Below are 25,724 nucleotides of genomic sequence, written 5' to 3'. Positions count from 1 at the left end.
CATGAAGCAGCTTTTTGATGAATTGTCTTTTTGTATCAGCAAAGAAACCACTAAAAAGTACAGTACCAGCTTTTCGTTGGGCATACTGGCATTAAGTAGAGAAATAAGGCCGGCCATTTACGCCATTTACGGTTATGTTCGTTTGGCCGATGAAATAGTAGATAGTTTTCATGCTTACGATAAAACGGCCCTGATGAATCGGCTTCGTATGCAAACCGTTCAGGCTTTGGAAGAAAAAATTTCTATTAATCCCATCCTGCATGCTTTTCAGCAAACGGTGCATCAATACCAGATTGAATGGGAGCTGATAGATTTGTTTTTGAAAAGTATGGAAATGGATTTGCAAAAGATGGAATACAATCCCGAATTGTATAATCAATATATACTTGGGTCGGCCGAAGTGGTAGGGTTGATGTGCCTGCAGGTATTTGTGTATGGCAACAAAGCAGAGTATCTGCGACTGAAGCCTTTTGCTATGAAGCTGGGTTCAGCTTTTCAGAAGGTGAACTTCCTTCGCGACTTGAAAGATGATTACCAGGTGTTAGGAAGAACCTATTTTCCCAATGTAAACATGCAGCATTTTAACAGGGATGCAAAGGCTGCCATTGAAAAAGAGATCGCCCAGGAGTTTTCCGAAGCTTTGGCTGGCATTCGGCTATTACCCCGGTCGTCCCGTTTTGGCGTGTATCTTGCTTATTCCTACTATCTCTCTCTTTTCAGGAAAATACAGAAAACTCCTGCAAAAGCCATCATTCACCAGCGCATCCGTATTAATAACGGAAGAAAAATTTCGTTGATGATGAGCAGCTATTTGCAGTTTAAAATGGCATGGATATGAAACCGGTATTCCTCATTTTATTATTGCATAGCTTATCTGCCTTTCGCAGTAATCCGCCGTTGGATGAAATAAGGAGTCAGTATGCTTTATCTGTTACAGATAAGCAGGTATGCAAAAGAATGATAGTCATGTTACAGTCAACGACCCAGCAACCCGTGTCGCTTGCTTACCTGGGTGCTTTTCAGGCCATTTGGGCCAACCATACCTGGAATCCGTTAGAAAAACTGAGTTCTTTTAAAAAAGGAAAAAGGAATATTGAAAAGGCGGTGGCAACAGGTGGCAATGAGGTAGAAATACACTTTGTCCGTTTGTCTATTCAATACAACGTTCCTAAAATGCTCCGTTATCATTCAGAAATTAATGCCGATAAAAATTTTATACTCTCCCATTATGCAAGTATTCCCAACAGTAGTCTGCGACTATTAATTCTGCAATTCTTTCAAAAAACAGATTTGTTAACCGAAGCAGAGCTGTCCAGGCTTAGCCAACAGCAATCTGTGAAGCCGGTTCCCCTAACTACGGTAAAATAGCAGCAATATGAATATACTTATTATCATAATAACCTTTTTCTCCATGGAGGCACTTACCTGGGTAATACACAGATATGTGATGCATGGCTTTTTATGGTCGTTACATAAAGATCATCACGATAAAAGCAACGACAGTAAAGTGGAGCGTAACGATTACTTTTTTATAATATTTGCCATACCTGCCATTGTTATGATGTATTATGGTAAAACACATGGCTTTAATGGCTGGTTTTACATTGGTTTGGGTGTAACACTTTATGGTATGGCTTATTTTTTTGTGCATGACATATTCATTCATCAGCGCATTCCCTTTTTACGCAATACCCAAAATCCTTATTTGTTAGCATTGAGAAGGGCACACAAACAGCATCACAAGCACCTGGGTAAAGAAGAGGGCGAGTGTTTCGGCTTCCTGTGGGTGCCTTATAAATATTTCAAAATGTATTTTAAAAAGGCATAAAGAATGGCGCATTATACGTACCTGCTGGTTAATTTTTTAACAGTAATCTTTTGCTTTATTTTTTCTTTTCATCCTAAAATACATTTTAATCATTATTTTCTTCCCTATATTAAGTCAAGTATTATAGTAGCTATTCCCTTTATTATATGGGATGCCTGGTTTACCAAAGCGGGCGTATGGTGGTTCAATGATCGTTATCTTTTAGGCATTCGTTTGCTGGGGTTGCCCATAGAAGAATGGCTTTTTTTTATATGTATTCCTTTTTCGTGCCTGTTCACCTGGTTTGTTATTCAAAAGCACTGGCGGTTGCCTAAGTATACGGCCAGGTTTCAGCAATATTTCACCCTCATCGGGATATTTGCATGCCTGGTGATAACTGCCAGCTGTACAGGTAAAATATATCCTTTTGTTACCTTCCTGGTAGCTGCTGCCAGCCTGTTTTACCTGCAGTTTATAGCAAGGGTAAGCTGGATTGTTGAAATATCCTGCGTATACACCCTTTTATTGATTCCCTTTTTTATCGTAAACGGGGTGTTAACAGGCACCGGTTTGGAAGAGCCCATTGTAAATTATAATCCAGCTACTTTTTTCAATATCCGCATACTTACGGTGCCCATAGAAGATGCGGTATATGGCTACACACTGATTATATGGAATATCTATTTCTTTAAGCGAACTGCACAAATGCCTCATGGTAATATACACGCTGGATAAGGGTTTGAGCAAAAATAAAAACTGGACAAACGAAAGTGATTTCCATTTGTCCAGTGAGGTGGGCAGGAGAGGATTCGAACCTCTGAAGTCGAAAGACAGCGGATTTACAGTCCGCCCCATTTGGCCGCTCTGGAACCTGCCCTTTTGCAAGGCTTTACTACCTAAGCGGGGCGCGAAAATAGGGGATTCGATTTACAAACCAATAATTTCCTAAAAAAATATTAGCGTATCAGCACCACGGTGCCATAAGTGGTTTTGGTTTCACCCATACAATCGGTATAGATCACCACATACACATACGATGCTGGTAGCATATTGCCTTTATAATAGCCATCCCAGCCACATTGCGCATCGGTGGTATAAAACACCTGTTCGCCCCAGCGGTTATATACCCGGAAACTTTTTATGGTTACTTTATGGCTTATAATCCTGAACACATCGTTCAGGCCATCTTTATTAGGCGTAAAGGCACTGGGCAGGTAAATAGAAGCATCCTGGCAATACATGCTTTGCGTAAGCACGGTAATAAACACCGAATCGGTAAGCGTGCAACTATCTGGCCGGCTCAGCGCTTGTACGTATATCCATCCCGATGAGTCCAGCACGGCGGTGGTGCTGGCTTGAGTGGGTTGTTGTATCATGGCTTTGTTGCTGGTCCACAGCCAGGCTACTGCGTCACTGGCCTGTAGCTGCACACTGCCGCCTGTGGTAATAGTGGTGGGCGTAGCGCTCATCTGTATAGTGGGGGCAACGGTGGTAATGGTTAACACAACAATGCTGTCGCAGGTGGCGGTGGGCAATGTATCGGTATAGGTGCCTGCTGCGCTGATTTCCTGCCCGTTAAAGGTGATGGTTTCTTCCGGACATAAAGTAACCTGCACTGCACTGTGTTTAATGGGTAATACGCTTAAATGTAAGGTTACAATACTGTCGCAGGTGGCGGTGGGCAGGGTGTCGTGATAAATGTCTGCCTGGGTGAGTGCTTTACCGTGGAAATTATAGAAGCTATTCTCACATATCTGCCCGTAAATGTCTTTAGTGATCAGGTTTGCCGAAAGCACCAGGGTGGCTATGCTGTCGCAGGTGGCAGTAGGTAGTGTATCACTATATGTGCCGGCAACGCTGTAAGTTTTTCCATTGAACAGATAGCTGCTTCCCGGGCAAATGTTTTGGTGCAGCGTATCCCGTTGGGTGGGTAGCATGCTCAGGTGTAGTATTACAATACTGTCGCAGCCTGTGCTACCTGTTAGCGTATCGTAATAAGTGCCTGCGCTGGTATAAGTGTGGCTGCCTATTGTAATGGAATGGCCGTTGCAAATACTTTGTGATTGTTCGTATCTATTACCTGCCTGCAGGTGGTAGGTGGTATTGGCGGTGTCGGTACAGCCATTAATGTTGGTGATTCTTTGTATGGTATATGTGCCGGTGTCTGCTGGTGTTACCGGGCTAATAGTGAGCGTGTCTGTATTGTAAATAGTGCCGTCAGGGGCTTTCCAGTAATAGTTGTAATAAGCCGATGCGCCTAGGGTAAGTCGGGTGCTGTTGCAGGATGCAGGCAATAGGGTAACAGGTGGAAAGCTGATAGCGCTTACGGTAAACTGTGCAGCAGAAGCATTGCCACATACATCATATATTCTTACCGTATAGGTGCCGGGCAGGGAAGTGGTAAATACATTATCGTTCTGCAACGGAAAAAGCTGTGGCCCGTTAATCACTTCATAAGAAAAAGGAGGTACCCCTTTACTGCTGTCGGCTATTATTTCCAGGTAGGTATTGGTTTTGCATTGTATGTAATTGCGGGCATGGATAGCCGGTGTCTGATAGCCTTCAATAGTAATGGTGTCTGTTATTACCTGGCAGGGAATAGTGCTGCCGTTGGCTGGCCATCCTGAGCCAAAATATCCCTGGTAAGTAAATTGTACTTCATATTGTCCCGAAGCAAGATTCATCATGGAATCATGAATGGGATGGTCAAAGTCCTGCGAGTTGTAGTATTGTATTTGTTCAGCCCCGGTAGAGAGGTTACGTATATGCATCATGCCGCTGGTAAAAGAAATGTCATAATGTATTTCGTTCTTTCCCAGGCAGCCCTTTTTATAGGTGAAGTGATGACTAAAATGTGTAACATCAGCGGGGTGTATTACCAGGCTGTCAAACACTTCCGATCCGCAACTGTCTATTACTTTAAACTGGTACGTGCCTACCGTTAAATTACTGATATCAAACCGGTAATAAGGATCGCCGCCAGCGCTGATAGCAAAGGTGTCGGGATAGGAGTAGGGGCTACTGTAAGCATATCCTGGCTTGCTGCTACCTATAAAAGCCGGACCAGATAACAACACCAGTCTCGGCTGATTCTTGAAATTGTCGGCCGATATCAGCACAAAGGCGCTGGAATCGTTACAGCCGCTGGGGTAAAGGCTTTTAGAGTTGATAACGGGCTGGGGCGTTACCGGAACCGGTACATAAAACTGCTGCGTTGTAGTATTGCCGCAACTGTCTTTTATAACAATAGAATAGTTTTTGCCGGTAGCTAAATCATGGGTGACAAAGCCACTGGTATACGAAAAACCGTGCGTATCATATACGCCTTTAACCGTGTCTTTATCTGCTACAGTATTAGTGGCCATATCTGTAACTACATAAGTGAGCGGTGGCTGCACCGATGTGCTGGCCATGCTTCCATTATCGCAGGGCAGATTGTTAAGGTCAAAGCTGATGTTGATGTTATAATTACAGTTGTTGAAATGATACGTAGGAAAGGTGCAAAATGTAAAAGATTTGGAATGATAAGTGGGCGATGTTAACACATTGCCACAGTAATCGGTAATAGTAACCTGTACATCATCGCCATAGGTAAATGGGGTTAGTATCTGCTCTACTGTAAAATAACCGCAACAGCCGGATGTGCTGTCTATATAAGTAGGGGTAGTGGTGGTAAAACTACCCGCATTGGTGGTGAAGGTGAAGGTATACGGAAAGCGCATCACATCTGCATGCATACTAAGTGTTACCAATGCCGAATCGCACCCCTTCATTTTAATTCTCGGTGGAGCGTATATGGTAATATTGCTGGGTTGTGGATTGGTAAGCGTAGCTACCTGTGTGCGAAAACCACCACAGCCATCGGATAGACGTATGGTATAATTGCCGGCTGGTAACTGAGAAAAGGTATCGGATGCCTGCGGGGCAGTGGTTACAGGTGAAGGTGCAATCAATTGCCAGGTAAATGGTGCATTGCCGGTATTCCATATTCTGTTGCCAATGATGATGCCATCACTGCTTCCGATACAATAGGGATGGATAACAACAGGTCGAAAGTCGGGCTGCAAATAGTTGCCGGGTACCGTAATGCTTTGTGTTTGTGTTTGCAAAGCGCCATCTGAAACCTGCACCATATAAGTACCTGCCGGTAACGAGCTGAATGTGGCGGTAGTTTGTGTGGGGGAGGTAAACGGGCCGCTGATAAGGCTATACAACAACGGAGGTGCTGTTGTGGTAGCGTTTACGGTAATAGTGCCGTTATTGGCGCAGGTGCTAACAGTGCTATTTACCTGAACAATTTGTAATTGGGCGGCTGCATACAGCGGAAATAGAATAACTGCTATGAAAATCAGCGCATAAGGGTTGAGTGATGTCCGGGACATGGGAGGGAAGGTAACGAATTATATTTTGATATAATAAGTTTTTGATATTACACATGTGTTTAAGGGAAGCATTGGTACGGAAATTTATACATTAAAAAAGTGTTATGAATAATATGTATTCATAACACTTTAGGGGCGGGTTGCTTTATCCGTGAATGTTTACATGCCGTCCGAAACCATGGCGGCTACTATCTTCACATGCCGGTAACCATTGGTTTCGCTCCACTCTGTTTCGTAGTTTAAGCCGTATGGCCAGAAATGTCCGCCACCTGTGTAAATAATAGCGCCGGGGCCATCAAAAGTAGCCAGCATATCCACGGCATTGGTGCCTACAAAATAGCCGCCCGAAATGTTGGCGGTCCAGCCACTGGAAATCCCTACGCCATAGGTGTGCCCGATTTCATGCATGGCCGTGCGTATGGTTTGATAGCTGGAGCTGGCGCCAAAGCGGATATTGCCACTGGTGCTGCCATCGGCGGTGGCCACACCGGTGTTGTACTCCACGGTAAGCGTGCGTGCAGGCCAGTTGGCATTGGCGTTGTAGCGTGCTACTGCCCCGTTCATAGCCGCGGTGATACGGGTTTGTACATCTGATGGTACGCCGGTGGTAGTAAGTGTCCAGCCAAGCTGGCCGCTGAAAGTGGCTTGTAGTAATGCCCATTGCTGACTTTCAACGCCCAGGTAATCATACTGTTGAATGCTGTCGCCGTCATTGACTGACTGGCCCGCTACAGTCAGGTCTTTGCCACTGTTGCGGTTAATGATACGGTAATAGCCATTACCAAGACTGGTAAACTGCCACTGTTGGTGGGTGCCGCTGCTATAAGTCCATATGTCCGTGTTGGCATTGTTGGTAGTTAAGGCAGAAGCTATTTCCAGGGCCTTACTGCTTTGTACGCCAACAATAGAGTAATATCCACCGGTAAGTTGTGTTAATGTCCATCGCTGATTGGTACCGCCATTGCCGCTCCATTGCAATACTTTGGCGCCATTGGCGGTAGATTGCCCTGACACATCCAGTGGTTTGCCGCTTTTGCGGTTTACAATAATAAAAGTGCCATTGCCGGCGGTGAGTAACGTTTCGTTACCAGGTACTTTAGCTGCCGAATGCGGAACAGTTGTGCTGGCAGGCGTTGTTGTAGCTGTAGGGCTGGTGTCTTCTTTCTTACAGGAGGTGTTGCTGGTGATAATAACAATACAGAAAAGTGCAAAGATGCGTGTAGTGCCTGTTTTGTTTTTCATAAAAGGTTTTTGTTTAAATGGATTATATGCTGGTATTAGCCCGTTGAAGATAGCGTGCAGCCAGCAGTAGCTGCATGGGTAAATTCTTACAATGTAGGGGTTAAATTAAGCGAGAGGATAAAAAAACATCAGCGGCACGCCGCTGATGTTTTACCTGCCTATAAGCAGGATGAGGGATGTATCTGGTTATAATAATGCCATTATAAAAAATGATACGTGGCACCGGCAAAAAACACCCTTCCGGGTTGTGAAGGCACTTTGGGATCAATAAAGTTTAACAGGTTTTCCGCTGTAAACCTTAGAGATAAACGGCGGTGTATCAGTTTCTTTTCCACGCCGGCGTTGAGCAGATAGTAGCCTTTTACAAACGTATCAAATCGATCGATATAGCCATTGTTGTTCTTGTCACTGAAAGGATATTTGCCACGGTAGTTCACCCTTACGTTTACGCTGGCATCCCAGGGACGGTAAGTATAAAATACATGCGTGTTGAACATGTGACGGGAACGGTTTTCAATGCCCCAGTAATCTTTAGCAGTAGGGTGGTAGTTCACGTACCCGGTGGCAGGATCGAACAGCGGTGTATAATACTTTCCGCCTTCTTTTATTTCCTGCTCTACGGTTTTGTCTTTAGCCACCAGGTATTGATAGCCACCGCTGATGGTAAGGGCGGTAACAGGCGTAAACCGCACCGAAGCTTCCACACCTTTATAATACGCTTTAGCGTTGTTGCGGTAAGAGTATAATGCACGGTTGTTGATGTCGGTGCCAATTAAAACCGGGTTTATCTGGTTGGTGATGTTGTGGTAAAACACGCCGCCTTCCAGCTGCAGGCGTTGTTGCAGTGTTTCCCAGTGTATGCTCAGGTTGTACGATTTGCTCATTTCTGCCAGCAGCATTTTACCTTTAATTTCATCATACACAGGCTCCAGTTCATATTTGCCAATTTGCCCGGCAGCCAGCATCTGGTTAATAATGTTGCGTATTACAGAACTGCCCACCACCATATAGTTGTAAGAGGGATTGTAAAACACCTGGTACAGCTTTTTCATATCAGGCGCTTTAAAGCCTGTTCCATAGGCTGCTTTCAGGCTAAGGCCGGGAAGCACTTTGTATTGTAGGGCCATGCTGGGGTCCAGCCGCCAGCCGTAGGCAACAATATGGTCATAACGCAACCCCGCAGTAAGCTCCAGTTGCTGTAGCGGACGCCAGTTGGCTTGTGTGTAGCCGAAGTAAGATTTAATGCTGTTGATATTGGTAAGCAGGTTCTGATCTATATGTTCCAGGTTGCCGCCAATACCGCCTACTACATCCAGTTGTTTATTGAGTGTGTAAGAAACCTGTTGCTCTGCCCGGTGCAGGGTTTGCCCAAATACGGTTTGGCTCACACTGTCGCCCTGGGTAATGGCAATACTCATGTCAGCAGTGTAACGGGTAAAATAATACCGTGTCATGCTGCGCCAGCGGCTGTTGAAGTGATGGTCGAATGCTGCACTTAGGTTCAGGTCTTTTTCGTCCAGCACATCTTTGGTAATGTAGCTGGCGCCATAATCTTTGGTCATAAAGCTGCGGCGCAAACCAAAACGGCCGCTGATGCTAAGCAGGTTGTTATCGTTAAAACGGTAGCGAAAGCGTCCCTGTGCAGCATAGTTGTTGTAAGGAGGAGCGGTTGTGCCTTTGATGGTGCCTGTGCTGGTGTTAAAGCCACCGGTATGGTAATAGTTGGTGCTTAACGCAAGGCTTCCTTTCTTTTGCAGCACCGGGGTTTCGGCTTCTGCCGAAATATCAGCTGTCTGGTTACTGCCATAGCTTACGGCTGCCATAGCCTGAGTGCTGGTAACATTGTGCTTGGTAATGATATTGATAGTGCCGCCCAATGCATCGCCGCCATAGAGGTTAGAAGCTGCACCCTTGGTAATTTCTACCCTTTCTATATTGGCCACACTAATGCGCGATAAATCAAAGTTGCCGCTATTGCGTCCAATCATAGGCTGCCCGTCAATCAGCACCATCACATACTCGCTGCCAAAGCCCTGCATTTGTACGCCTATCGATCGCGAGCCGCCGCCAATATCATTTACAATAGCCACGCCGGTTTGTTCTTTCAGCACCTCGTCTAATCGCCGGCTGCCCATCAGTTCAATCGTGCGCTTATCTACAATAGTCACCGGCATAATGCTGTTCTCTATTTTAATAAGGCTTTCGGCATTTGCGTTTCCTTTGGCGTTGCCGGTTACGGCTACCCGTTGCAGGTTGTTACTGCTGGTGCGCAATTGCATATGATGTATATAGCTGCCAGCTTTAACATTGACTGTATCGGTATAAACAGCGTAGCCCATCATATGGGCGGTGATCATAACGGTGCCGGGTGCAACGCCTGTAAACACATATACACCCCTGTTATTGGTAGTGGTGGTTTTACCGGATGGCTGTAGTGTTACCGTTACACCAGGTAACCTGTTGCCTTCTGCATCGGTAATGTTGCCTTGCAGGGTGGTGGTTTGTGCCTGTATGCGTGTAAGGGCGGTGAAGCAAAGCATCAGCACTATGGTCACTTTCATCAATCGGGATATCATGGTTCGGGCTTACTGTTTTGTTTTCAAATTGCGGCTGCCATCCGGCTGTATATAGTAGCGGAAAGTAAAATAAGGCGAAGGCCAGTTGTAATCGGTTACCACTTCCGGCGCGCCTTTATATATGCTGATGAGTTGCAGCTTGCCATACTTATAAGTGCTTTGGCCGGTAGCCGGGTTTATTTCCTGTAAACGCAGGTAGTAGGCCCGGTAGGGATAAGGTTGCGCCAGGTGGGTGGTGGTACTGTATTCGTACCAGGCATTGACGCCTGTTCCAAACTCCGAAGCAAAACCTATTTGCATATTACTGGCCGGTACGGCATCAAATACACTGTCGGCCGGGGCTTCGCTCATAAAGTCATAACCGTATTCATACATCACCAGCGATGTTTTGGTAAGCGGACTGCCATACCCGGGATTTTTGGCGTAGCCTGCATTATTCAGCCAGATGATGCTGTTGAAATTATCGGTAAAGGCAATGTCCCAGTCGCTGGTTTTCAGGTAGCGCGCGCTATCCGCTCCGTCGCGTATGAATTGCTGCTTTTTATCGCTGAAGCGATACAGGAATATATTGTACTTGCCGCTTTCTTTACCGCTACGGCTGTATTGTACCTGTATGAATTTTGTATTGCTGCGGTAGTTGGCCATGTTCACCATCATTACCCAGGCTTTCCCATTATAGCGGTATACCCGTTGGTTATCGCTATCACCATATGCCCAGTCAACAACCGGACTGGCCGGTGGGGTTTTAGCATAGCCCACCCAGTTGATGAAAAGACTATCGTTCTCTTTGCGGTAAGGTTCTATACTCAACTGGTACCAGGCACCGCTGCGGTAAATATAGTCTCTGTTATCTGCTGTGTTGCTATAGGCTTCGTTTTCATGCGGGGTAGCAGGGTGCGTAGTGGCAGCAGGTAGCCAGGTAATGGCTGCTTCCGTATTGCCATCCACATGCAATGCTGCGTTTATTTTTTCGTTACCCCAGGGAGTAATGCGTATTGAGTCGGTCCAGGTAGCATTGTAATAATGTTGCCTGATATAGGTGTCGCCCGTTTCGTAGGTGTTTTCCCAACCATCACTGGCCAGCGTGTCGCCGGCCAGGTTGTAAATAACGGTACTGTGCTGGTCTTCGTAATTTACGCTGTTGTCTTCCTGTTTGTAACAAGCCGTAAGCATTATACAAATGCTTACGGCTATATAAAATTTATGTTGCATCAACTTCTGTTACTGTTTAACCGACAGAATAGGTAATTGGTCTGCGGTGGGAAATACGCTTATATTATAAAGGCCGAAGAAAGGAGTGATATAATAAATAGTGGGATAGAATGGCCATCTGTTAATGGGAGTCTCCGGCAGTTTAAATCTGATGGTGCTGTCTGTTTGTGCCAGATCTTCAAAATTAAACACCAGGTTTTCCAGCAATATTTTCTGGAATTTTTTAGCATACCACTTGGTAACGTTTCCATTATAGTCGTCCCAGAATTTAATGGTCATACTATCTCCGGCAGCTAAATGCTGTCCTGCTTGCGGAAATGAAAAGTGTATCATGCCATTGAAATTGATATCGGGAAAACGGATGTTGATGGTCTTTTCTTCCGATACCCGGTTGCCAATCTTTACACGAATTCTATGCAATCCTGTATCCTGCATATTGTTGTAAGCGGGCAGGCTGGCTGTTATGCCGGTCATAGTAATGGTGCTGTAGTCAATAGGCATATCAAATTCATAACCATCGCTTATGCGTTGGGCATAAACATGCACATCCGAAGTGTCACCTGCCAGGAAGTATTCACCGGTTACGGTTAATGTGGCATCAGCGATCCATTGAAGACTGGTGGTGTTGATGGATATAATCACCGGAACAGGTTGATGGAGCACCGGTTTCAGGTAGTACTTGTGTTGCGATCCGTCTTCGGCCGTTACGGTATAGATGGTTTTTTCGCTGAAGGCTACTTCTGCGCCAGACGCAGGTGAAATAGTAGCGCGTTCCGATACGGCAATCACTGGTTTGATAGTAGCAGGTTGTGGTGCTTCTGCTGTCCAGTAAACAATCAAGGTGTCTTTGTTAATGGCAGCGTTGATGCTATCACCTGTATAACCTACCAGCTTAAAGGATGCTATATCCTTATAAGGCATTTTCTCGTAATTGTATTCCTTTTTAGAGCAAGCCGTAAGCAGGGTGGCCACTGCTACAGCTAGCGCCAGCGCTTGTTTTTGTATATGTGTAGTAAATTTCATTATTGCTTAGGTTTAACGGTGAAATAGAGTCCGGTGTTAGAAAGCGGGTTGTCAATGCCCCATCCGGTGCTGTCATCAAAATCAAAATAGAACCCGATACCTGGTTTATCCAGTTTTACTGCCCATTGGTAAGAGCCTACGGCGCCTGCGGGTATTTCCGGAAACACCACTTTTACCTGGGTGCGGTTCCAGCTGATGATTTTCATTTCCAGCTTCTGCCCCCATAAACTGTCGGGGAAGGTGGCAGGGTAAACGCCGCTATAAGTAAACCCGCTTTTCCAGAACATCATATAGGCCCTTTTTAAACCGGTGATAACACCGTTGCTTTTATCTGTAGTGCTTAATCCGTTTGCGGTAAACGTAAGCGTATCGCCGGCAGCATAGGCCGATAATGATTTTACATTGGCAAACAGGGGTTTGTTATACACCAGGTGAATACCAGGCAACTGGGTGGTACGGCCCTGGTGCTTCATAGTTACTTTGTAGTAGCCACTGTCTGCATTGGCATCAATATCCACCAGCATGGTGTAATAATTGGCGCCAGGGGTAACGTTGTAAGGTTTAAATATATTAGTGTATTCTTTACCGGTAGCCTGGTTGGTAAAGGTGAACTTTACATTGGTGCTGGTGCTGCCAAAGTTGCCATAGATGGCCATACGGCCATTGATATTGCGTTGAACAGCAGTTGCGGTGTCAATAGTGCTTGTGCCGCTCACTAATCCAAAGCCTGCTTTCAGGTTTTCAGCACTGGGTGCTATTTCTATTACCAGTGTGTAAGTACGCTTTACACTATCGCTGCTCCTAACGGTGTAGGTATACCCTGTGGTGTCTACAGGCACAGGGGCAATGCCGCCATCCAGGTTAATAACTTTTCCCGAAGCATCTAACAGTTGGGAAGTTTTGTCAATGGTTATGGCCGGAACTATATAGTCTATGCCTACATAGTAAGGGATATATAAGGTAATGGTGTTTTTAATGTTGTCAATAGCGCCGTATACGGTGTCGGGAATGTTGGTAACCTTATATTCCTGTATCGTATTATTGGATAGGCGATCGTAGGGGATGTTTTCTGTTTTTTTGCAGGAAAACACGAATCCCAGCAGGGGAAGTAGCAGCATAAGCAGTAACCATGATGCAAACCCGGTTGATTGTTGTTTCATTAGTATATATGTTGTAGAATGATTTACAGTTTAACAGTAAGCTTAGGCCTGGTAATCTGGAAACCAAAGCGGCGTTCAGATGCCGGTATGATTACGTAACGGAAACTATATACAGGATAATGTACATCGTTGCCCCGGTGCATATCCATAGGATTCATAATGTCCTGGTATATACTTTGGGTTTCCAGTTTGGCAAAATTGCCTTTTGCTGTTTTAATGATCAATGTGCGTGGTTTTAAGGGATACACATCTTTAAACATATTTACCAGTTCCTGCGACAGGCAATACATCATATGCTTGTACGAGTCTACTTTAGCCTGAACAGCAGGGTCGGCGCTATTGTCGTCTTTCATAATATCCGGGCGTAGCTGGTTGCCAAAGAAGGTATATAAAATATGGCCGCCTGGCTTGCCAAAAGCTCCCTGGTCATCCAGGCCGGATAAGCCGGGATAAGTAAACTGGCTGTCGTCAGGTATATCTGTCACCTCATCAAAGCCTGCATCCAGCCACGCTATTCCGCCTATAGCAGAGGTGCCATAGCCAAAGCCTTGTTTAGTGCCATTGTTGGCGGAAATTTCAGTGCGGTAATACCCGCTGAAAGCAATATCCCAGCGGTCGGTGCTTCGGTAACCGATAGCCACAGAGTTGAATTTCTCCAGGCTAAAGAACATCGGGTCTTCATCATCAGCAGGCACATGCCCTTCCGGCAAATGCGCACCCAGGTTCAATATCTGAATCTCCCGGTTAAAAACAGAATCACTGGGCGGCGTGTCAGGCTGCCAGTCCATGCCGTTTACATCATATATTTTACCACACGAGCTGCTCAGCAATACTGCTGCTGCAATGCCCATTGCCGTTTTAAATTTCATAGTTGTAATGAAATCGTTTATTGTTTACTTATATACACGCGTGCTTGCCTGCGTTGCATACAATGTTTGTTGTGTTTTAATAACTGCTGAAGAAAGCCTGTTGATGACACAGGCCAAAGCGGAGTAAATGGAGGTGCAAGATTAGTGCATTACGGGATGCTACACTTTACGAGAAGAGAAAATGCATTATTAATTTTTTGTATAAAAAAACTGCTGTTAAAATTGACTTTTTGTGTTGTTTCGATAGGGGAATTTAGCGGGTGTTGTACTTTTGTGGATTTCTGTTATACTTTTCCTGCAATGAATATTTCCTGATTTCGTAACAGGTAGTAGAGGGCATAAAAAAGCTGCGCCTGTTTACTGGCGCAGCTGGTAAGTAGGGTGTTTTTATGAGCCTAACAGTCGCTTAAAAAAAGGTTTCAGCTCATTAGCCATTATCTGGTGGTCGGCCACATCGGGGTGCCCTGTACAGCCATGCGGCTCCAGGGGAGTAAAAAAGAACACGGCTACTTTTTTACCGGAAGGGTATAAAGCGTCTACCTGGTTTTTAATAGCAGTAAGGCAGCGTTGTAAAAGTGCCCCTTCGGCGTTCTTCACCATCGGGCTTGATAGCAAAGCTATCTGTGCATCCGGGTGATATTGTTTAATGTGTTGTATAAACTGTACATAAGCGGAAATAAAACGGGTGCTGTCAAAAGCTTCCCGCGCCGATCCATCGCCATGGCTCAAGTCGTTTGTACCAAGGGCTATGCTGATGATCTTAGGTTGGTAAGTGGCATGGTTCCATTTACGGGTACTGTTCACCTGAAAATCGAGGTTGTCATATACCTGTGGCATATTGGGGCTTTCCCGGTTCCAGGTGCGGTAGATGCCTATACCACTTACACTGGAAACAATATAGTTGCAATAGAGCATGCGGGCTACAGATGGGCCATAGGCTTTGTAAGCATTATGCTGATCGTGATACTGCCCGCTGCCGCAGGGTATTTCGGATGCGTCAGCCGCTGCGCCGCAGGTAATGCTGTTGCCAATGAATTCAATAAGGGGCTGCAGTGGCACCGTAAGCGCTTTGATGTTGCCGGCTACTATTTTACTAAATACCAGCGCTCCGGTATGTGCTTCTGTGGCCTTATATATCCATACCTGGTGCTTGCCACCTATGGGGGCGTTAATAATAATAGGAGCTGTAGGCTTGCCTTCTACACGTATGCGTTTCTGATACACACCATCCAGCTCGTATTGCAGGTAGTTGTAACCGTCCGGATTATCCGCTTTCACATACACGGTACAGGTGCTACCGGTAAAACTAACACCGAAATGCGCGGCAGAGGTAACCAGTTCTAACTGTTTGCTTGTATTTAACAAGGTACGGCCTATGGGGTGTAGCTGCCTGGCTAACAAAGTATCATTGGCAGGGATACGGGCTGCACCAGGATTACTGTATAGCAGGCATCCCAGTAAAGCAATCGACTTAGTAATTCTCACATTGGAAGATTTAGAAGCTCAAAATGCACCGGTTTGCAACCAAAACCAAGCTTCGGATAATTTAATTCAAGGAATGGATAAGAAAATACACCTATTAGCAGGTATTGGGGCTGTTATGTATATAAAAGAGCCGCTCTGTTATATACAAGGCGGCTCTTTTATGATGTGTAACAAAAATACTGTTATACAAACTTTTTAAACACCACAATGCTATTATGTCCTCCAAAGCCAAATGTATCACTCATTGCTACTGACACCGGCGTTTCTATTGCTTCTCCCGTTACAATACGCATATTGCCAGGTATGGCGGGGTCTAATACGGTGGTATTAATAGTAGGTGGAATTACCTGGTGCTGAATAGCCATAATAGAAGCGATAGCTTCAATAGCGCCTGCAGCGCCCAGCAGGTGACCGGTCATGGATTTGGTAGAGCTGATAAAAGGGGAAGGGGCCGTTCCGGTAATGCGGGATATGGCATTGATTTCAGACAAATCACCTACCGGGGTAGAAGTAGCATGTACGTTTATATAATCTACATCCTGTATCGTAATGCCGGCTTCCTGTAACGCCAGTTCTATCGCTTTGGCTGCACCCAGGCCTTCCGGGTGGGTGGCTGTCATATGATAGGCGTCGGCAGTCATAGAGGCGCCAGTTACTTCTGCATAAATGCGTGCTCCTCTTTTAACGGCATGTTCATATTCTTCTAATATCAAAGCACCAGCGCCTTCGCCAATAACAAAGCCATCTCGGTCTATATCAAAAGGACGGGAAGCTTCGGCAGGAGCGTTGTTGCGGGCCGACATCGCCTTCATGGCGCTGAAACCACCTACTGATGCAGGGGTAACCGGGGCTTCAGAACCACCTGTTACGGCTATTTTCATCTTGCCAAGGCGGATGTAGTTAAACGCATCCATGATGGCCGTATTGGAGGTGGCGCAGGCCGATACCGTGGTATAGTTAATACCCATGAAACCATAGCGGATAGAGATCATACCCGAAGCCATGTTAGGGATCATCTTAGGCACAAAGAACGGGCTAAACCGGGGTTGCCCGTTGCCGGTGGCATATTCAGTAACCTGTTGCTCAAAAGTTTCCATACCGCCTTGTCCCGAGCCCCAGATAACGCCCACATCAAACGGGTCCATCTGTTTCACGTCAAAGCCGGAGTCTTTAATGGCTTCTTCTGCCGCAGCCAGTGCATATTGGGTAAATGTGTCTGTTCGTTTTACCTCGGCTTTGTCCAGCAGGGTCGAAGCGTCAAAACCTTTCACCTCACAGGCAAATTGAGTGCGAAACAGCGATGCATCAAAATGTGTAATAGGGGCTGCTCCGCTTTTGCCTGCTACCAGGGCCGTCCAGAAGGTATTTACATTGTTGCCCAGTGGAGTGATGGCCCCCATACCGGTGATTACTACCCTTTTCATAAAGATTGTGTTTGCCTGTGGTTGTTTTTAAGAATAAAGTTGTTGCTGTTTGAAAGTTCAAAGGTAGGGTGGTTGTTGCAAATTGCAATAGCTTTTATCTTTTCACTAACAGCAGGGGGAGTTATAGTGCTGTATATTTCTTCAGCTCTTTTTTCAGTTGTGACTGGTAATATAGAATACTGGCGGCTTTGTCTTTCAATAAGGGTTTTAGCTGGTAGGTATCGCCTACAGTGTTATGTTTTAAGCCAAATGAGATCATTTCTATCAGTATGGGCACCAGGTCTATGGCTTTGGCGGTGGCAATATACAGATAGCTGGATTTATTGTCGGGAGACACCTGTTTGGTTACAAAATCATACTGTTCCAGGGTGGCAAGCCGGTTGGCCAGTATATTACTGGCAATTTTTTCGTTGCAGGCCAGGAATTCAGAATATGTTTTCTTGCCAAACAACAGCAGATCACGCAGCACAATCAGCGTCCATTTATCGCCCAGGAAATCCAGGGAGAAGCTAATAGGACAATCTGAGCGTGGTTGAATGGTCTTCATGTCCGCAAAAATAAAAATTCCTTTATTTATAGGAAAGGGCAGACGTTTTTTATTTGTATAAATTACTTATATTCACTTCAAAGATTTACTGGCAATTCAATTGGATTAAGTTTTTGTCCGTTTTTAGTCCGAAAGAAAAGGTGAATTGGAAGGGCTGGCCGCTGAACCAGCCCTTTTACTTTTCTTCTAATAAAGACAGTATATTGCCCGCCGGATCTTTAAACCAGGCTATTTTAGGGCCGCCGCCGTGGAAAATGCCCTTCTCATCTGTTACAAATCCTTCTTCCTGGTATTTTTCGGTTTCAATGCCCAGTTGGCTCAACTGATCTACCGCCTGCTCAACATTGGCTACCACAAAGTTTAATACGGTATGGGTGGCAGGCACATGGTTTTGTTTAGGGTAAATAATTACCCGGTGGCCGCCCACCAGGTTTAGCTCCAGGATTCCCTCCATGCCATCGTGCACGTTCAGGCCCAGCAAATGGCCATAAAAGTGCTTGGCTTCAGTAATATTTCCGGTACTGAAACTACTGAACGCTTTACTGCTTGTTAACATCATCGCCTCCTTGTTTTTATGGTTCACCGGGTATGCTGCAAATCGGCTGCCATGTATGGTCATGCTTTTATTTGGGGATTAATATAAAATGTATTATTTATGCAAAGTGTAACCGATTGCACAAAGAGTTGTCTCACTGCACAACGCTTTGAAAATGAAGTCATGCCATATGACCTTTCCGGATGAAAAAATATTGCTGGAGCAACTGGCGCAGGGTAGCGAACCTGCTTTTGCCATGCTGCTGGATAAATATGGAAATAATATTTATTCACAGGCGCTGGTGTACGTTAAAAACACCCAGGAAGCACAGGATATTGTGCAGGAAGTGTTTATGAAAATATGGGAGAAAAGAGCCGATTTAACAGCGGTTACCCATTTCCGTTCCTATCTGTTTATTGTTGCCCGAAATCATATTATCAGTGCGCTGCGCAAAAAATTACAGGTGAGTATGGCTACCGATACCCTGGAGCTGGAAGATGTGGGGTATGTTCCGGATTATACCTGCCGGCATCGCGATTTGTCGCGTATGGTAACGGCAGCTGTGCAAATGTTACCGCAACAGCAACAAAAAGCTTACCTGCTTAGCAGGGAGCAGGGGTTGAGCCATGACGAAGTGGCTGCGCGCATGCAGGTTACACGGGAAGCGGCTAAAAAAAACATCTCCCGGGCTTTGCATTTTGTACGCACCTTTTTGCGTTCGCATTACGACGTACCATTATTATGCATCTCTCTATTGTGCTATTAAAAAAATATTTTTCAAAGCTTGTCCCTCTTGAAACATTCGTTGCGTCTTTAATAGCAGACGAATTATTACAAGGCTGTTATTGTTTACCATATGAGTGGAAATACATTCCGGCAATTATTAAATAAATACCTGGAAGGAACGTTACAGGAGAACGAACGGCAACAGCTGAAAGCGATGCTGGACAATCCGGAACACCTGGGTGAACTGGTGCAGCTGATAGATGCAGAGCTGGAAAGTGGAGTGCATGCAAAAGTGCCTGATACTGCTGCTTTACTGCAAATAAAGCAGCAATTGCATCAGCAGATAGCAGGGAATGAACCTGCCGATAACAAGCTGTTCCGGATAGGGAAAAGGCTGGCAGTAGCGGCAGCGGTGTTGTTACTGGCCGGAGGAGGTTACTGGTGGTGGCAAACTACAGGTAATGGCGAAAGCAAATCGTTGGCAAAGCATACAAAAAATAATAAAGATAGTATAGCGCCTGGCGGCAACAGGGCATTGTTAACACTGGCAGATGGCAGTACTATTGTGCTGGACAGTGCTGGTAGCGGACAGCTGGCTACGCAGGGAAAGGTGACTGTAATAAAGCTGGAGGATGGCCGTATAGCTTATCATGGCAAGGATGCCGGTACAGCTATGGCATACAATACTATTGCCACGCCTAAAGGCGGGCAGTACCAGCTGGTGCTGGCCGATGGCACAAAGGTGTGGCTGAATGCTTCATCTGCACTGCGTTTTCCGGCAGCATTTTCCGGCAAAGAGCGTCGTGTGGAGCTAACAGGCGAGGGCTATTTTGAAGTAGCACAGAATACGGGCATGCCTTTTCATGTGCAAACCGGCAGGGTGGATGTAGAAGTGCTGGGCACTTCGTTTAACATCAATGCCTATGCCGATGAAGCAGGGATCAGCACCACATTGCTGGAAGGCGGTGTGCGTATAGGAGACGGTAACAGCAACACACAGCTGAAGCCAGGCCAGCAACTGGTAGCATATCCGGCCGGTAGCAGTAAATTGAACAGTCACGTAGATGTAGAAGAGGTGATGGCCTGGAAAAACGGGCGTTTTCAATTTAAAGGCGCTTCGGTGGAAGCAATACTTCGACAGGCGGCACGATGGTACGATATTGACTTTGAATATAAGGGCGGCATAACAGAAGTGTTTTCAGGACAGATTTCGCGCAACGTAAATGCAGAACAGCTGCTGCATATACTGGAACTAACGGGACTTGTAAAATTTACCATTCATGGAAAATCTGTGCTGGTGCAGCCACAGTAAACAGATACACTGTTATAAATGATTTAAACCAGAGATTACATTATGGAACCGATTGCTTGTGAGCGTGCATTGCCATTGCAATGCCGGCGGGCCACTGCTTGCCGTTTGCGTACTGCCACCTTGTTTGTATTGCTATTGCTGGCAGGTATTGCGCCGGGCTTAGCCCAGAAAGTAACCCTGAATGCAAAGGGGCAACAGCTGGAAACCATATTCCAGGATATTACCCGGCAAACGGGTTATACCTTTTTTTACCCGGAAGGCTTTGTGAAAAAATTACCTCCTGTAACAGTTACCGTTAACAACGAAGCTTTAGAAAAAGCATTAACTGCCTGCTTTGAACAGGCGCCACTTACTTTTTCCATAGTAGAGAAAACCATTGTGGTAAAAGAAAAGAAAAACGCTGCCACGCCGGCTTTGCAGGCCACCAAGGCCCCCCCTCCGATAGTGATCAACGGCAACATCATTAACGTTAACAAAGAGCCTTTACTGGGGGCCAGTGTGCATGAAAAAGGCGGTACTGCCAAAGTGCTTACCAAAGCAGATGGCAACTTTGCATTAACTATCAGCAAACTGCCGGCTACCCTGGTGGTATCGTACATCGGCTACCAGGTAAAAGAAATAGCTGTTACACAGGAAGTACCTGTTACGGTAGCGTTGGAAGAAATGAATAAGAGTATGGAGGATGTGGTGGTGATTGGCTACCAGGCGGTGAAAAGAAAAGATTTAACGGGTACTGTGTCTTCGTTAAGCGGGGCGCAACTGGAAAAAATTCCGGTATCAAGTGCAGCGGAAGCGCTTACCGGCCGTTTGCCCGGCGTGCAGGTAACTACGGTGGATGGACAGCCCGGTGCAGAGGTAGTGATACGGGTGCGCGGTGGTGGTTCCATCACAGGCAGTAACGATCCGTTATATATAGTAGATGGTTTTAGGGTAAACAGCATCAATGATATTGCCCCGGCAGATATTGCTACCATTGATATTCTGAAAGATGCAGCTACTGCAGCAATCTATGGTGCAGCAGGTGCTAACGGCGTTATCATCATCACTACCAAAAGTGCGAAGGGGGGTAAAACTTCTATTAATTACAATGGTTTTATGCAGTCCCGGCAACTGCCAAAGAAACTGGAAGTGTTATCGCCCTACGAATTTGTGTTGGCGCAGTATGAGTATGCGCGTTTGAAAAGCCAGACGGATGTAGATAATTTTACCAAGTACTTTGGTGATTATGAAGACCTGGAATTGTATAAATACCAGAAGGGCACCGATTGGCAACAGCAATTGTATGGCAGCCCGTCTTACTCACAACAGAACAGTGTAAGCCTTACCGGCGGTAACGATAAAACAAAGGTGGCGCTCAACTTTACCCACAACAAAGAAGCGGGTTTAATTGCCAGCAATAACTTCAAACGATATTACCTCAACTTCAAGCTGAACCACGAAATTTCCAAAGCGTTGAAGTTTGATATGGCTATGCGTTATACCAACACTATTATCAATGGTGCGGGTTCTTCGGGCAGCTCTAACTTTAGAATTGGCGATGGTATTACCACAAGGCCGGTAAATGGTATTGCGGATATGGTGATCATAGATCCCGGTGCCGGCGATGATTATGAACAGTTTTTATCCAGCCTGGTAAACCCGCTGAAATTAACCGATCAGGATTACCGCAAAAGAACCGGGCGCTTGTTTAGCTTCAACGCCGGTTTGTCGTGGAATATTAATAAAAGCATTACGTATCGCACAGAAGCCAGTTATGGCCTTAGTTATGCACAAAACCGCCGTTACTATGGCCCGCTTACCAGCACTGCCCGTAACGAAGGAGGTAACCTGCCTATGGGTGAAATTACCCAAACACAAACAGAAGATTACCGCCTTACCAACACGTTGCGTGTGGCCGTGAAAAAGAATGCCAATCACGATTTGAATGTATTGTTAGGGCAGGAAATACTTTCGCGCAACAAAGGCTTTGAAGAATATAACCGTGCTAAATATTTCAATGCGGATATCTTACCCGAAAAGCTGTTTGCCACTATGAGCCTGGGCACACAGGATCAGCATACCACCACAGAAATGGCGGCCGATAAAACTGCTTCTTTCTTTGGTCAGGCTATTTACCAGTTTCAGAAGAAGTATATATTAAACTTTACCATTCGTTATGATGGCAGCACTCGTTTTGCTCCCGGCAAACAATGGGGCGCCTTTCCGGCAGCTTCTGCGGCATGGCGTATCTCTTCGGAGGACTTCATGAAGAATTTCACCTTTATCACCGATTTAAAACTGCGGGCCAGTTATGGTGTAGCGGGTAATAACAATATCAGCTCTGATCAATGGCGGGTGTTGTTTACGCCAAGCGTTACCAGACCTTATGGTGCAGGAGATGTAGCCAATCCGTATTATACCTATGCCAGCTCGCAATTGACCAACCCTGATGTAAGATGGGAAACCACCATTACCCGTAACATTGGCTTAGACTTTACCCTGTTTAACAAAGTAAACGGTACGCTGGATTTTTATCATAACACTACCAAAGACCTGCTGGTGCAGTCGGCTATACCGCCTACTACCGGCTTCCCTACGCAACAGCGTAATATTGGCCAAACCAGCAACAGGGGTATTGAGCTGGCTTTGAATGCTACCGTTGTATCGAAGAAGGATTTAAATGTGGAGCTGAACTTTAACATCGGTATTAACAGGGCCAGAATTGATAAGCTGGATGGGGTGGATGAAAGATTGTTCAACAGTAACTGGGCAGGTACGGATTTAAAAAGCCAGGATGATTACCGCCTGTATGTAGGCCAAACCATCGGCTTAATGTATGGCTATGTAACAGATGGCATGTACTCGGTGGATGATTTTGATTCTTACGATGCTTCTACCCGCAAGTATATTTTAAAAAGCGGTGTGCCTTCTGCCGACCTGGGTGGTATTGGGGTAAGGCCGGGTACCTTGAAGTTGAAAGACCTGGATGATTCCGGTGATATCACTGCCGCCGATCGCAAGGTAATAGGTAACGCATTGCCTAAAGCTACCGGCGGGTTTGGCGTAAGTGCTTCTTATAAAGGTTTTGATGTCACTGCTTTCTTTAACTGGGTATATGGCAATAGTGTATATAACACCGGTAAAATATCCTTTAACATGTTGTACCGTACCAGCTATGGTAACATGTTGAACACTTCTAACTATGACAACCGTTTCCATTATATCAATAGTGCAGGCGAGCTGGTAACAGATCTGAAACAGCTGGCGGCTTTAAATCCCAATCCTAAAATATGGTCGCCTTTTTCTATGGGCACGGCTTCGCCTTATTTCCATTCCTGGGCTGTGGAAAATGGTTCATTCCTGCGGTTAAATACTTTTTCTATCGGTTACTCCGTACCGTCTAAGCTGATCAAGGCTATTTATATGACCAAGCTACGTGTGTATGCCACAGTGTATAACGCCTTTCTTATCACCGGTTATAGCGGCTACGATCCGGAAGTGAGCACCACGCGCAGCAGCGGCTACAGCCAGCTGACACCGGGTGTGGATTACAGCGCTTATCCTAAAAGCAGATCGTATACCGTGGGTGTGAACGTAACCTTTTAATTCTTCCAAAGCCTTAATTCGTTTATCATGAAATGTTCGATATATATAGGGGTAGTGATGGCAGCGCTGCTGCTGGGGGGCTGTAAAAAATTCCTGGAATCCGATTCGCCTTCCCGCTTTCCCGAGGAGTATGTGTTCAGCTCCGAATCAGACGCCCGTAAGTCGGTGTATATGGTATATGCCCTGTTTAACCAGGATGCATTTACGTCGCGCGTGTCTACTTTGTTTGCTGGTAATACCGATGTAGAAGTGGGTTTGACAGTAGGCGCTTCGCCCGATGGGGCCAGAAGAGATCTGTGGTCGTTTGAAGCCACTACTTCCAATGCCGATTTGCTTACGGTATGGAACAATGCCTATAGTGCTATTAACCGGGCCAATGAGTGTGAATACGGCTTAACTACCATAGCGTTGCCTAAAGCACCTAATAATGTCAATTACCTGAATATGCTGGGCGAAGTAAAAGCCCTGCGTGCTTACTGGTATATGCTGCTGATGCATCACTGGGGCGATGTGCCTTTGAATACCAAGCCTTCGCGTGCCGGCGATAATTTTTACCTGCCACGTACCGGCCGCGATTCTATACTTACTTTTTTAATCAATGACCTGATAGCGATTGAACCTAAAATGCAATGGGCCGATCAGCTGACAAACGGCATTGAAATTATCAACCGCGAATTTGTAACCGCGTTGATTGCCCGCCTGGCACTGATGCGTGGTGGTTACTGGCTGTATCCGGATATGGAAATGAAGCGCAAAGAAGATTATCTGGATTATTACAAAATAGCGAACACCTACTGTAAAAAGCTGGTAGAGCTGAAGCCAAGGGCGCTGACAGATTTTGCTACCGTGTTTATGAATGAGAACAAATACATTAAACCGGTGAACGATGATATATTGTATGAAGTGGCCTATCCTCCGGGATATGGTGATGTAGGTTGGTGTACAGGGGTGGGGGTAACCAATGGTACAAGTTACCATTCTTTTGGTTCTACTACCATACAATTCGGTTTTGCCCCAAGCTATTATTACTCGTTCGATACTACCGATCTGCGTTTGCCGGCCACCTGCTCGCTCATCAGTTATAACGATACCCTGGCGCAGGCCCCGGTAGCCGTAACCTCTATTACCATCAACAAATGGAACCGCATACTGGTGCCTACCCCGTTAGGTCCTGCATCGGCCAAGGGTACCAGCATTAACTGGCCGCTGATGCGTTACGCAGATGTGTTGCTGATGCTGGCAGAAAGCGAGAATGAATTAAATGGTCCTACGGAAATAGCGAAAGATGCCTTACGTAAAGTAAGACAACGCGCTTTTCCGGTAGCGCAATGGGGCGAGAAGGTAGAAAATTATCTTGCTACACAGGCATCGGGCAAAGTGGGTTTCTTCAATGCTATTGTAAATGAACGTGCCTGGGAGCTGGGCGGTGAAATGATCAGGAAGTTTGACCTGGTGCGCTGGAACCTGTATAGCCGGAAAATAGCAGATACCCGTAACCTGTTAAACCAGATGGGACAAGATGCGGTGGCAGGTGTAGGCACTTATTCCAATTTGCCGGATTATCTGTATGCGAAAAGAAACGCCGATAAGAGTGTTACTTTCTTAAACCGCTTTCAGAAATACACTGGTGCTGTGCCGGCTGAATATAGTATCAAAACCACGTGGATGCGCGGTTTATGGAATACTACCACCAACAGCCCGGCCAACTACAACCTGTGGCAATGGCGGGGTTATACCGATAACACGGGTCAAACGCCTGTACGATACGTGTTGCCGCTGCATGGTTCGGTAATTACTGCTGCACAGGGTTCGTTAAGCAATCAGTACGGTTATTAACAT

Annotated in this window: 19 protein-coding genes and 1 tRNA gene; 8 read left to right on the top strand and 12 right to left on the bottom strand. The window is 45.8% G+C overall.

The annotated features are described in order from the left end of the window. The first annotated feature begins 1 nt into the window (after position 1). From FLA_RS16900 to FLA_RS16885, 4 genes are read left to right on the top strand one after another with little or no spacing between them, the layout of a single operon-like run. Positions 2-838 (top strand): phytoene/squalene synthase family protein, encoded by an 837-nt coding sequence (locus tag FLA_RS16900; protein WP_076381487.1) that lies wholly within the window; start codon positions 2-4, stop codon positions 836-838. Beyond that, positions 835-1,368, top strand: a complete 534-nt coding sequence (locus tag FLA_RS16895) for a hypothetical protein (RefSeq protein ID WP_144264129.1) — start codon at positions 835-837, stop codon at positions 1,366-1,368. The genes FLA_RS16900 and FLA_RS16895 overlap by 4 nt, the downstream gene beginning before the upstream one ends. A gap of 7 nt (positions 1,369-1,375) precedes the next feature. After that, the gene (locus FLA_RS16890) at positions 1,376-1,828 is read left to right on the top strand and encodes a sterol desaturase family protein (RefSeq protein ID WP_076381489.1); all 453 of its coding nucleotides are present in this window, start codon (positions 1,376-1,378) and stop codon (positions 1,826-1,828) included. Positions 1,829-1,831: 3 nt separating this feature from the next. Beyond that, entirely contained in the window at positions 1,832-2,542 is a 711-nt protein-coding gene (locus FLA_RS16885) for a lycopene cyclase domain-containing protein (RefSeq protein ID WP_076381490.1), read from the top strand. A gap of 59 nt (positions 2,543-2,601) precedes the next feature. Here the strand turns inward: FLA_RS16885 and FLA_RS16880 are convergent. From FLA_RS16880 to FLA_RS16820, 12 genes are all read right to left on the bottom strand, one after another. Continuing rightward, a tRNA-Tyr gene (locus tag FLA_RS16880) sits at positions 2,602-2,684 on the bottom strand. A gap of 79 nt (positions 2,685-2,763) precedes the next feature. After that, on the bottom strand, positions 2,764-6,189 hold the full coding sequence (locus FLA_RS16875) for a gliding motility-associated C-terminal domain-containing protein (protein ID WP_076381491.1): 3,426 nt from the start codon (positions 6,187-6,189) through the stop codon (positions 2,764-2,766). 159 nt (positions 6,190-6,348) lie between these two features. Next, positions 6,349-7,431, bottom strand: coding sequence for an RICIN domain-containing protein (locus FLA_RS16870; protein ID WP_076381492.1), 1,083 nt, complete (start codon positions 7,429-7,431; stop codon positions 6,349-6,351). Between the two features lie 200 nt (positions 7,432-7,631). Then, a complete protein-coding gene (locus FLA_RS16865; protein ID WP_084206448.1) occupies positions 7,632-10,007 on the bottom strand; it encodes a TonB-dependent receptor in 2,376 nt (791 codons plus the stop codon). Positions 10,008-10,016: 9 nt separating this feature from the next. Next, complete coding sequence (locus tag FLA_RS16860) at positions 10,017-11,219, bottom strand: hypothetical protein (RefSeq protein WP_076381493.1); 1,203 nt, start codon at positions 11,217-11,219, stop codon at positions 10,017-10,019. A 9-nt stretch (positions 11,220-11,228) separates the two neighbouring features. Then, entirely contained in the window at positions 11,229-12,242 is a 1,014-nt protein-coding gene (locus tag FLA_RS16855; protein ID WP_076381494.1) for a hypothetical protein, read from the bottom strand. Beyond that, complete coding sequence (locus FLA_RS16850) at positions 12,242-13,402, bottom strand: hypothetical protein (RefSeq protein ID WP_076381495.1); 1,161 nt, start codon at positions 13,400-13,402, stop codon at positions 12,242-12,244. Before FLA_RS16850 ends, FLA_RS16855 begins: the two co-directional genes overlap by 1 nt. 23 nt (positions 13,403-13,425) lie before the next feature. Beyond that, positions 13,426-14,271 carry an HmuY family protein gene (locus tag FLA_RS16845; protein WP_076381496.1) on the bottom strand — a complete coding sequence of 282 codons (846 nt, stop codon included), beginning with the start codon at positions 14,269-14,271 and terminating at the stop codon, positions 13,426-13,428. Between the two features lie 387 nt (positions 14,272-14,658). Beyond that, a complete protein-coding gene (locus FLA_RS16840) occupies positions 14,659-15,756 on the bottom strand; it encodes an SGNH/GDSL hydrolase family protein (RefSeq protein WP_076381497.1) in 1,098 nt (365 codons plus the stop codon). A 182-nt stretch (positions 15,757-15,938) separates the two neighbouring features. Further along, positions 15,939-17,180, bottom strand: a complete 1,242-nt coding sequence (gene fabF / locus FLA_RS16830; protein WP_076381499.1) for a beta-ketoacyl-ACP synthase II — start codon at positions 17,178-17,180, stop codon at positions 15,939-15,941. 121 nt (positions 17,181-17,301) lie between these two features. Further along, positions 17,302-17,727, bottom strand: coding sequence for a winged helix-turn-helix transcriptional regulator (locus FLA_RS16825; RefSeq protein WP_076381500.1), 426 nt, complete (start codon positions 17,725-17,727; stop codon positions 17,302-17,304). A gap of 175 nt (positions 17,728-17,902) precedes the next feature. Further along, on the bottom strand, positions 17,903-18,286 hold the full coding sequence (locus FLA_RS16820; RefSeq protein WP_231940276.1) for a VOC family protein: 384 nt from the start codon (positions 18,284-18,286) through the stop codon (positions 17,903-17,905). 151 nt (positions 18,287-18,437) lie between these two features. Here FLA_RS16820 and FLA_RS16815 point away from each other — a divergent pair, with 151 nt between their 5' ends. The 4 genes from FLA_RS16815 (at position 18,438) to FLA_RS16800 (ending at position 25,721) form a co-directional block, all read left to right on the top strand. After that, positions 18,438-19,028: an RNA polymerase sigma factor gene (locus FLA_RS16815; protein WP_084206449.1), complete on the top strand. Its 591-nt coding sequence runs from the start codon at positions 18,438-18,440 to the stop codon at positions 19,026-19,028. A 90-nt stretch (positions 19,029-19,118) separates the two neighbouring features. Continuing rightward, positions 19,119-20,300, top strand: coding sequence for a FecR family protein (locus FLA_RS16810; protein WP_076381502.1), 1,182 nt, complete (start codon positions 19,119-19,121; stop codon positions 20,298-20,300). A 42-nt stretch (positions 20,301-20,342) separates the two neighbouring features. Then, positions 20,343-23,885: a TonB-dependent receptor gene (locus FLA_RS16805; RefSeq protein WP_084206450.1), complete on the top strand. Its 3,543-nt coding sequence runs from the start codon at positions 20,343-20,345 to the stop codon at positions 23,883-23,885. 27 nt (positions 23,886-23,912) lie between these two features. After that, entirely contained in the window at positions 23,913-25,721 is a 1,809-nt protein-coding gene (locus FLA_RS16800) for a RagB/SusD family nutrient uptake outer membrane protein (protein ID WP_076381503.1), read from the top strand. Positions 25,722-25,724 lie beyond the last annotated feature (3 nt).

The organism is Filimonas lacunae, from assembly GCF_002355595.1.
Taxonomy (GTDB): Bacteria; Bacteroidota; Bacteroidia; order Chitinophagales; family Chitinophagaceae; genus Filimonas; species Filimonas lacunae.
Note: the sequence above shows the minus strand (reverse complement) of the source record. Positions and strands in the feature narration are given on the sequence as shown.